This is a genomic window from Gluconobacter sp. P1D12_c (genome assembly GCF_018812105.1).
GTDB lineage: Bacteria > Pseudomonadota > Alphaproteobacteria > Acetobacterales > Acetobacteraceae > Gluconobacter > Gluconobacter oxydans_A.
Map to the genome: position 1 here is coordinate 1 of NZ_JACSIQ010000197.1, position 583 is coordinate 583.

General features: G+C 64.4%; 1 protein-coding gene. It reads right to left on the reverse strand.

Features of this window, described 5'->3' with window-relative positions; translation table 11 throughout:
• Positions 1-430 (reverse strand): cation transporter (locus KP705_RS16305; protein WP_308267639.1); only part of this gene is annotated, 430 nt, incomplete at its 3' end.
• Between the last annotated feature and the right edge of the window lie 153 nt (positions 431-583).

The following is a 583-nucleotide window of genomic DNA, read 5'->3' on the forward strand; positions in this document are numbered from 1 at the left end:
TGCTCCAGACGCCGAACGCCGCACCCATGACGATCAGGTTGCCGATCGCATCGTTGCGAGAGCAGAGCCACACCGAGCGCACGTTGGCGTCGCCATCCTTGTAGGGCAGGAGCAGAAACACCGAGGCAAGGTTCGCGGCCAGCGCCAGAACGCCGATTGCACCCATGATCTCGGCCTGCGGAACGCCGAGGATCAGCGTGTGGTAAACGGTGGACCCGAACACCCACAGCGCCATCAGCGACAGCGAGACGCCTTTGGCGAGTGCCGCCGTGGCTCGCGTGCGCAGGCTCGCGCCGATCACCGCCAGGCTCAAACCGTAGGTGACGGTATCGGCCAGGAAGTCGAGTGCGTCGGCCTTGAGGGCTTGCGAGCCAGCGAACTGTCCCGCCGCCATTTCGGTCACGAACATCGCGCCATTGATCGCGATCACCGTCCACAGGACGCGCTTGTAGCGCGGGTCTATACCGTCGAAGACCGGGACACCCTTCGGRCAGCAGCTATCCTCGACGGTGCCGCATGTCGTCACCTCGACGGTTGGTGTGACTGTTTTCGTGGGCACGACCAGAGGTGGCGGAGCGCAACA